The sequence below is a fragment of the Microcoleus sp. S13C4 genome, assembly GCF_036700865.1.
Taxonomy (GTDB): domain Bacteria; phylum Cyanobacteriota; class Cyanobacteriia; order Cyanobacteriales; family Microcoleaceae; genus Microcoleus.
Genome location: NZ_JAUBPS010000034.1, coordinates 58,780 through 68,509, shown reverse-complemented (window position 1 = coordinate 68,509; position 9,730 = coordinate 58,780). Strand labels below are relative to the sequence as shown.

Below are 9,730 nucleotides of genomic sequence, written 5' to 3'. Positions count from 1 at the left end.
GTTTTTAGCTGGCATTTTTGTAGAGATTGACTAAACTCATTTTTTATTATACCCTATTTAAAGGCACAACAGCTTACCGAGAGTGCGATCTTTGGAAAGGGCGATCGCGCCGAGCAAGTTTTGATTGGATCGCGCTCTAATAGGCAAAAAAGATAGCAAGAAAACCCCCCAATCCAGTTTAAAAATGGGGTTGGGGGGAATTCGTTGAGGCTGGCAAGCATACTCATCCGGCTGATATCGTTACCGATCGCAATATTGGACGGAATTTTCCTCTGTGAATAAACTGTTGATTGCAGCGTCCCCAGAACCGCCAGAGCAACGAACCCCTCAACTCCCGGAAGCGATTCGCATCGTAATATCGGCCTTGTGTAGAAGTTCTAACTATATTTGCCGACAGATGAATCGGGGAATTCTTATGTGCGGGAATCAGTGACGATTTCTTGATTTTGGTTGGATTTGGTAATGAATTATAAGCGAGGAGAAGAGTTTTATTTTACATTTGTTTTAGGCGTTTTTTCAGGGAATGAGATCCAGAAAAGTTTTTGCTATCATCGAGGAACAAGAGCGTTGAGGCTACATAGATGACTGGCAAAGCTCAGACCGGCACTAGACAATTATTGCGTAGGTATTGGTTGACCTTAACGAAATGGCGATCGCTCAGTGTCCTCTGCGTTTTGACACTGGCGGTTAGCCTGATTATGAATGCTTGTAGCCTTGCACCACAGCCACTAGCTCCTTTGCGCGTTGGCATCACCAGTTGGGCAGGATTTGATATTGTACTTTATGCTCAGGAAGCAGGCTTATTCAAACAGCGCGGATTGGACGTGCAACTCATTCGATTTGAGAATCAACAAGATTCGACTCGCGCCATGCTGCGCGGTACTCTAGACGCGACTTTTGTCTCTTTGTGGGATGTGGTGCAGTCTGATTCGGGTAGTGACAAGCCTGCGGTGCTGATGGTAACAAATATTTCTCATGGGGCTGATGGTATTGTTGCTCAACCTGCAATCAAGTCAGTGGCAAACCTTCGCGGTAAAAGAGTCGGAGCGAAACTCGGAACAGTGAATCATCTGATTTTATTAGAAGCCCTCAAGTTGCACCAGATTAAACCCGAAGAGGTCAAGATAGAAGATATTTCTAACGAAACAGCGGTTGATTTGATGCAGCAGAAACGTTTAGATGCCGCCGTTATCTGGCAACCGCTTCTAGGCGAAACTGCCCAAGCAATCAAGGGGAATATTATTTTTACCACTCAGGAAGTTGATAGTTTAGTTATTGATACGTTGGTTTCTAGCTCAACTATTATTCCCAATAAAAAAGCTGAACTGAAGCAATTTATTATGGCTTGGTTTGATATTATGAGTGCCGTGGAAACAAAGTCTAAGGTCGTGTTTCAAAAAGTTGCTCAAAACCTGGGACAGAAGGGTGAGGCTTTTGCTAAAGATTACGCTGGTCTGAAAAAGGGTGACATTACCATGCAGCAGAAGATGTTTCTGTCTGGTAGGTTGTCAGAGGCGATCGCTCAAATGGCTGAACTATTAAAATCTGACCCCCGTGCCGGACGGATACCGCGTCAGGATGTGGAGATTAATACTGAGCTGGTAACTACAGCGATCAAGGAGTGGCAATTATGACCAAATGGTTGCGTCCCCATAGTTTGTCCCAGCGCTTGCTAGTTAGCGTTGGGTTGTCGATCGCCACTGTTGGACTGGCAACCCTCGGACTCAACTATCGGCTGATGCAGTCTGACTTAGAAACGCAAGTTCATAACCGGGCTCAATCGATTACACAATCTCTGGAGTTTTCTACAGAAGGCTTACTAGAGTTAGAGAATAAAAGCATTCTGCGACGGGTTGTGCAAAATTTTGCCACGATGCCGGGTGTGCTGGAAATTGCGATTGTCGATCCATCTGGAATGGCGATCGCCCGCAGTCCTCAGAATACGACTAATGGGCCATACACTTCGATCTATCCGCAACTGGCGCAAGCGATCGACCAAGCGGCAACCACAAGCGTCGAAGTCACCTACGATATCGTACTAGATGGCAAGCCTGCGATCGCACAAATTCTGCCTTTTAGCAGTACCTTATTTGGCACATCTCAACGACGGGGAGTGGCGATCGCGCTACTCGATCTCAACCAAATGAAGCAAGCTGCCCACAGAACTTTCATTACCTCAACATTGTTATTGCTAGTTGGCATCATCACAATTTTGTTAATCATGGGGATACTCCTTCAGAAGAATGTATTGCAACCTTTGCGGGATTTGACAGAAGCAGTTTCCCACAGTAAAAAAACTGGCATCTTTCCTATGCCAAAGACGATTCCCGCTAACGAAATTCAATTTTTGGCTAGCACATTTGAAGAAGTATTCCGACAATTGGAAATCCACGCGCAACTCACCGCAGAAATAGCTCAACGGAAACAAATAGAAGTCACCTTACGCGATAGCGAAGCCAGAGAACGAGACAAATCTCAGCAGCTTGAGCAGGCAATTGAGACTTTAAAACGAACGCAAACCCAACTGATTCAGACAGAAAAAATCTCATCCTTGGGGCAATTAGTTGCAGGAGTAGCCCATGAAATTAACAATCCGGTCGGGTTCATTCATAGCAATCTAATTCATGTACAATATTATGCTGACACTATATTAAATTTGGTACACTTATATCAAAAGCATTATCCAAACCCAATTGGCGAAATTGAGAAAGAAGCAGAAAATATTGACCTGGATTTTTTGCAAGATGATTTACCTAAAATTTTGAGTTCAATGAGAATTGGTACCGATCGCATTCGCCAGATTGTGCTGTCACTCCGCAATTTTTCCCGAATGGATGAGTCAGATTTTAAAGAAGTTGATATCCATGAAGGAATTGATAGCACGCTGTTAATTTTGCAACATCGTCTCAAAGCGCGACTAGAACATCCAGAAATTAAAGTCATTCGAGACTATGGTGATTTACCGCTAGTTGAGTGTTATGCCGGACAACTTAACCAAGTATTTATGAATGTTTTGGCAAACGCTATTGATGCACTGGAAGAAATAAATATTCAACGGGTAGCTTGCTCGATCGAGAAGCACCCATGTTGTATTACCATTTGTACCTCGGTGGTATATTCGCAGTGGGTTAAAATTGCGATCGCCGATAATGGCAATGGAATTCCAGAATCAATTCAAACACAGATATTCAATCCATTTTTTACAACAAAGCCTGTAGGGAAGGGAACCGGAATGGGAATGGCGATTAGTTATCAGATTATTACTGAAAAACATGGTGGGACGCTGAGGTGTTTTTCAACGCCAGAAAAAGGGACCGAGTTTGAGATTTGTATTCCTGTTAAGCAGCAGGAGTTGACGATGGGGAAAGTTTCGGTATAATTAATCCTTCTAATACTGTAAAATGAAATCGTAAGTTGTCATTTTAGCCAAATATTGATGAAAGTAAAACTCAAAAATCTTGGTGTTTTAAAGCAAGCAGAATTGACCCTTGGCGACCTAACAATTATTTGTGGTGGCCATACTACTGGTAAAACCTACGCTACTTACAGCGGGAACCGCTGTATCATTATCTCTTTAGGACTACAAGAAATACCAACAAAAACTACTCATCAGGTTTGGCTTTGCAAAGCCAATTTTTGATAGTCCTGTCGAATAGGAATCTGAATGATGAACTCTGCCCCCTGACCGGGATGAGAAACACACTTCAACTGTCCGCGGTGTTTTTCTACCACAATCTGGTAGCTGATTGACAGCCCCAAACCGGTGCCCTTCCCTACGGGTTTCGTCGTGAAGAAGGGGTCGAACACCCGTCCCTTCACTTCCTCTGTCATACCCGGGCCATTGTCGCAAATGCGAATCACAACAAATTGGGCAGCTTTCCGGGGGGCGAGGTTGTGGGAATCCACCTCAGCCGAAGAAACTGTAGAGCTTTCCGCAAGGGGGGGATTGGAAATCGGGGATTTTTCTTCTTCCCCATACCCCACTGAGGTGCGAATTGCGATCGTCCGCGGCCCCCTTTGGTCATGGAGAGTGTCAATCGCATTCGCCAGTAAATTTACAAACACCTGGTTCAGTTGGCCGGCATAGCACTCCACCAGCGGCAGCGGGCCATACTCTTTAATTATTTGAATAGCAGACTGGTCTAATTTGGCTTGCAGTCGATGCTGCAAAATCAATAGGGTGTTATCAATCCCCTCATGGATATCGACCTCTTTCATTTCCGCTTCATCCAACCGGGAGAAGTTTCGCAGAGAGAGGACTATTTCGCGAATTCGGTCTGCCCCCAGCTTCATCGAATCGAGCACTTTGGGTAAGTCTTCCATCAAAAACTCTAATTCGATTTCCTCAATATCCTCAACAATCGTTGCTGTGGGATGGGGGTATTGTTCCTGATAGAGTTTCACCAGTCCTAGTATGTTTTCACTGTATGTCCTGACGTGAGTCAGGTTGCCATATATGAAGTTAATAGGGTTATTGATTTCGTGGGCCACTCCAGCCACCATCTGTCCCAGGGAGGACATTTTCTCAGTCTGAATGAGCTGGGTCTGGGTGCGCTTGAGCTCTTGGAAAGAAAGCTCTAGTTGTTCGGCTTGTTTTTTTAATAGCGCTTCTGATTGTCGCAGAGCTTGCTCTATCTGCACGCGATCGCGAATTTCCTGGCTCAGCAGCAGATTTTTTTCCTGTAATTCCTGCGTCCTCTCTTCCACTTTATGTTCTAAAGTCCGGCTGTAATCTTCTAATTGCTCATTGGCTTGTTTCAGGTTGTCAGTCGCCTCAGACAAATTGGCATAGAGTCGAGCATTTTCCAGGGAAATCGCCGCTTGAGAACAGAGTACAGTTAAAACTTCCAGGCGATCGTCCGTAAACGCACTCGTTGTCAGATTATTTTCCAAGTAAAGCAGACCAATGAGCTTTCCTTTATGGACAACAGGCATACATAAAATCGACTTCGGTTGGGCGTTAACGATATAGCTATCCCTGGTAAAAATCCCCTCCTGACTTGCATCATTTAAAACCACATTTTTTTGAGTTCTAGCCACATAATTGAGGAGAGATAAGGGCAGTTTATGACTCGTTTCTCTCGGCGTGGATTGCAGCACTACTACCTCATTATTATCTATGCTTGCCGTGCCTTCTACCACCAGTTGACCATCTTTTTCTAAAATGAAGTAACTTTTTTCAGCCCCAGCATTCTCGATCGCAATTTTCAATAACTTAGAAAGCAGGCTTTCCAGAACAATTTCGCCAGAAATAGCTTGAGAAGATTTCATCACAGAGGCGAAATCCAGTGCTGCAAAACTCCCCGTAGTCGTCGCGCTAGTTGTCCGTGATACGTCGATGCTGGGGGCTTCTTTAGCCAGTAGTCGCCAGAAGAATTCAGGATATTCTTCTGATAAATCTTTCACTTTTGCTTTCGCTCCCCAGCGAATATAGCCATAGTAAGCATCCGTCAAATAAATCTCCGCTATCTTATCCCGACCGCGAGAGAAATAAAACTCGGCTGCGCGTTCATTAGCTAGGGCTTCTTCCTGAATGTATCCCTGTTCTCGGGCTCCTTGAATGCTGGCGTCATAATACTCCATCGCTTTGCCAATTTTTCCCAAGACTCGCGCTTTCTCTGCCTCCACTAACTCGTACTTGTGTTGATAATTCATCGGCCCATGTATAGCCCATTCCTGCATTTTTTCCTGATTTTTAGCCACTTGCTTCAAGAATTCTTCTTGTTCGCTGCTGGAAACTTGGGGATATTGACCAAGGAGGGCCAGAGAATAGTAGAAATTGTGTTCCGCACCACTCATCAGCCCAGGTACACCTTCTTTGTATTTTTCTGATTCGCGGGCGCTTTTCACTGACTGAGCGTAATCTTTGAACAGGTAAAATCGAATTAACTTTGTCAAGTAACCAACAAAAATAAACATATGTTTATTGTCGGTAAGTGACTGTTGCAGGAGTTCTTCTTCATTCAAAACTTCGCCTTTAATCGTATAGTCTTCTTCAGGAGCGGCGAGTAATTGTAATACCATTACTCTCCATGTTTTTAAATAACGAATATGGGAATCTTGTTTAACATTTAGAAGTAAATTAAGATATTGCGCCTGCTTATGAGCCACAATCTCCAGCGTTTGGCCTGTAAAAAGTATATGATCGCAATAGTAGATAGAATTGTAACCAGCATATTCTAAATCTCCTGTTTCCAGACCGCTTTTAAGGCCCTCAAGCAATGGTGCTAAGGTTTCTTTTCCATGCTCTTTCCAGTGTCTAATATGAGCATTAAAAACTACAAAGACGTGAGATTTGATTTCCTTGGCCTCAAATCTCTCCAACAAATTTAAAGCTAGCTGTCCAAATCGATATCCTACCTCAATTTCACCCAGAGGCCCGCACAAAAATAAGCCATAAATACCATAGCCGGAAGCAGCTTGGGGTGAATTACCATATTGAATACAAAGATGAATCATTGTAAATGGGAATTGCGGAAATAAGGCAGGAGTCACATGATGAGCAAGAGGGGCGGATTTCCATAATACCCCCATAGCAACCCGCTTATTGAGATCCGTCATTTCTGGCAGATTAGCTAAGGCCTCAGTATTCGTCTCTTGTGGAGGCTCTGGACAAAGGGAGACGCCCAGCATACCCAGAACTTGCAGCCCGATATCTAACGCTACTTGCATCTGGTTTTGCAGGGAATAAAACTGCATTTGGATTTCATAAACTTTGACTTTTTCGAGCAGACTTTTCGCGTGCTTAAGAGCATCCTCAGACAGCATTTTTGCTCGCTCGAAGTTGATGTTTAGAAATTCCACCGTCGCCGCTTCCACATACAGAGGGAACGTCAGGTCATAGTGAGTTTCCCAGCTATCTTCTCTTAGGAGTTCTAGCCCCACCCGTAGTTGTCTGGCGGCAGTTTCATAAGCTGTTGCTGCCTTAGCTTTTTTGCCTGCTATCAAATTTAATCTGGCTAGACGATCTTTTTCTCCCTGATCCGTGATGCAGTCAGTTCCAACATTTAACTGATTGACAATCTCAAAAATATTTTCTTCAATTTCCTCTGCTGGAGTATGCTCTAGTAGCAGTTCACCAATTTTTACGTGGGTCTGTTGTTTCTGAGATTCGGGGATAAGAGAATAGGCCGCTTGCTGCACCCGATCATGGAGAAATTTGTAAGCGATAGGCGCGTGATGGCTGTAAGAAAAAGGGGTAGGTGAGCATGATAGCAGAGGAGAATCTGGAGCTATTCTCTCCTCTGCTATCATGCTCATTTCATCGGAGGTAAAAACGAGAGGGATTTTGTAGGCTTCGCTCAGGGGTAAAACCAAGCCAGCCTGAAGAGCTTCCCACAAATCAGCCGCCGTTTCCAACAGAGATTTTTCATTGACAATAGCCAGAACGTCTAAATTAAATTTGTCTCCAATACAGGCGGCTAATTTTAAGACATCCTGCGTCTCCTCCGGGAGTTTTTGAATATTTCTGGAAATCAATTCGACGACATTATAATCCGTGATGCCTACCGATTGAATTTCGTTTAATGACCACTGCCAGCACCCAGCACTGAAATCAAAGGTCAATAGCTTTTCTTGATGCAGAGTAGCGAACATCTGAGTCAAGAAGAAAGGATTGCCCTGGGTTTTATTGAAAAGTAGCTCGGACAATTCAGAAACCCGGTTTCTCGGAGCGGAAGACTCATTCAGGGTATCGGCTACCAGCAAGCTGACGTTGCCAATATCCAAAGGACGGAGGGTGATATTATTTACAACCGCCCCATTGTTTTGAATCTCATCCAACGTCAGCATCAACGGATGCGTCGGACTAACTTCGTTATCTCGATAGGCTCCCATCAGCAGTAAATATTGGCTGTCCGGGTCACAAATCAGCAGATGAATCAACTTGAGCGATGCCGAATCTGCCCACTGTAAGTCATCCAAAAAGACGACGAGGGGGTGTGATCGTTTAGTAAATACATGAATGAATTCTTTAAACACGCGATTAAAGCGATTCTGGGATTCAGATGGCCCCAATTGCGGAACAGCTCTTTGAGGGCCGACAATCAGTTCGACTTCGGGAATGACATCTACTATGACTTGGCCATTGGAGCCTAAAGCTTCTAAAAGTTGCTGTTTCCAAATCGCTACTTTTTCCGAACTTTCTGTTAACAGATGTCGCATCAAGCCGGCGAAAGCTTGAATCAAAGAAGCATAAGGAATATTTCGCTTGAATTGGTCAAATTTACCGGATATAAAATAGCCACGCTGCCGGAGAATGGGTTTTTGAACTTCATTGACTAAGGAAGATTTGCCAATTCCTGAGTAACCGCTCACTAGCATCATTTCGCTGTTTCCCCCGGAGACTCGCTCAAAGGCTTCCATCAAAGTGGCTACTTCTTGATCGCGGCCATAGAGTTTTTGGGGGATGAGAAATTGTCCAAATTTATCCCTCTTACCGATTGAAAACTTGTCAATTTTTCCCTGCTTTTGCAGTTGATGCTGGCACATTTGTAGGTCAGCTTTTAGTCCCCTAGCGCTTTGGTATCTGTCTTCCGCAGTTTTGGCTAATAATTTCATTACGATGTCAGAAATGGCTTCGGGAATCTCACCGATTTGCTGATGGGGTGGCACTGGTCTTTTAGCAATATGGCAGTGAATTAATTCCAGGAGGTCGGTGGCTTGATGCGGCAGCTTTCCAGTCAGAATTTCATAAAAGGTGACACCTAATGAGTAAAAGTCGGTACGGTAGTCAATTGAGCGATTCATCCGCCCAGTTTGCTCTGGAGACATATAGGCGGGGGTGCCTTCTAGCAAGTTGGGATTGCTGAGGCTCTGGTTTTCTCGCTCTAGGTGCGTGGCAATGCTAAAATCGATGATTTTTATTTGATCGGTTTTGGGGTTGATAATAATATTCTGCGGTTTAATATCTTTATGAATAATCTTATTTTCATGCAGTTGAGCTAGGGTTTCTGCCAGATGAATTGCCAGACTCAGAAATTCGCTTATTTCAAGGTTTTTAGCTGCGATTAGGTTTTTCAGGGAGTCCCCCCCAAAATCTTCTAATGTCAGCGCCAGACCGTTATTATGCTTTTCCAAAGAGTGAGCTTTGATAATCCCTGCTATGTCCAGAGTTTTTAGGATTTTATATTCATGCCTCAACCGCGCGATTTCTTCTATTGTGGGATACTCGGCTTTGAGGGTTTTTACTATAACCGGAGTTAGGTCGGACTCTCTAACCCCGCGATAAATAACTGTATTGACACCTTCATGAATGGGCAACGATAAGAGTTTGTAACCGGGCAGCGTGGTTTTCATATTTGTTTTTTCGATGAGTCCGATTATTCTGGTGTGGAATTGATGGATGGGAACCTGAGACAGCGATGTTCGATCGCCTGTAGGGAAAAATTAAAGGAGCAGGGAATCATCTTATTAGCAAGTGGCAATATTTTCTCCGCTTATTCAATACTCAAGTGCATCCTGGTTTGAGGTTTAACTATCATTCTTCTGGTGGAGTTGGACAAGCAAGAAGGCGCATCCACATAAATTATCCGATCGCACTACCTCAATCATCTGTTTAAAGGTCTCTCGCTGTACTCCGCACAGATGCTTAAAGTTTTCAGAACTCAGGTTTTTTACATCCCAGTAGCTTACCTGTTTCAGCATGAATTATTTCAACTTACTATTATACCTCCTACTACAACATATTTGCAGAACTGCGACCGGGCGCGAGCGTTCGCGTCGTGCAAAA

The 9,730-nt window shown here is 44.0% G+C and carries 4 protein-coding genes; 3 read left to right on the top strand and 1 reads right to left on the bottom strand.

Translation table 11 applies throughout. From position 1 onward, the window contains the following. Positions 1-581: 581 nt before the first annotated feature. The 3 genes from QT996_RS16045 to QT996_RS16035 are packed head-to-tail and all read left to right on the top strand — an operon-like array spanning position 582 to position 3,640. Complete coding sequence (locus QT996_RS16045; protein ID WP_333047698.1) at positions 582-1,634, top strand: ABC transporter substrate-binding protein; 1,053 nt, start codon at positions 582-584, stop codon at positions 1,632-1,634. After that, the gene (locus tag QT996_RS16040) at positions 1,631-3,379 is read left to right on the top strand and encodes an ATP-binding protein (protein ID WP_333047697.1); all 1,749 of its coding nucleotides are present in this window, start codon (positions 1,631-1,633) and stop codon (positions 3,377-3,379) included. Before QT996_RS16045 ends, QT996_RS16040 begins: the two co-directional genes overlap by 4 nt. A gap of 57 nt (positions 3,380-3,436) precedes the next feature. Then, the gene (locus tag QT996_RS16035; protein ID WP_333047696.1) at positions 3,437-3,640 is read left to right on the top strand and encodes a hypothetical protein; all 204 of its coding nucleotides are present in this window, start codon (positions 3,437-3,439) and stop codon (positions 3,638-3,640) included. Here QT996_RS16035 and QT996_RS16030 read toward each other — a convergent pair. After that, positions 3,610-9,297, bottom strand: a complete 5,688-nt coding sequence (locus QT996_RS16030; RefSeq protein WP_333047695.1) for an AAA family ATPase — start codon at positions 9,295-9,297, stop codon at positions 3,610-3,612. The two genes, QT996_RS16035 and QT996_RS16030, sit on opposite strands and share 31 nt — an antisense overlap. Positions 9,298-9,730 lie beyond the last annotated feature (433 nt).

Coding starts and splice junctions, on each gene's coding strand:
- QT996_RS16040 (WP_333047697.1), top strand. CDS start 1,631: ATGACCAAATGGTTGCGTCCCCATAGTTTGTCCCAGCGCTTGCTAGTT.
- QT996_RS16035 (WP_333047696.1), top strand. CDS start 3,437: ATGAAAGTAAAACTCAAAAATCTTGGTGTTTTAAAGCAAGCAGAATTG.
- QT996_RS16030 (WP_333047695.1), bottom strand. CDS start 9,297: ATGAAAACCACGCTGCCCGGTTACAAACTCTTATCGTTGCCCATTCAT.
- QT996_RS16045 (WP_333047698.1), top strand. CDS start 582: ATGACTGGCAAAGCTCAGACCGGCACTAGACAATTATTGCGTAGGTAT.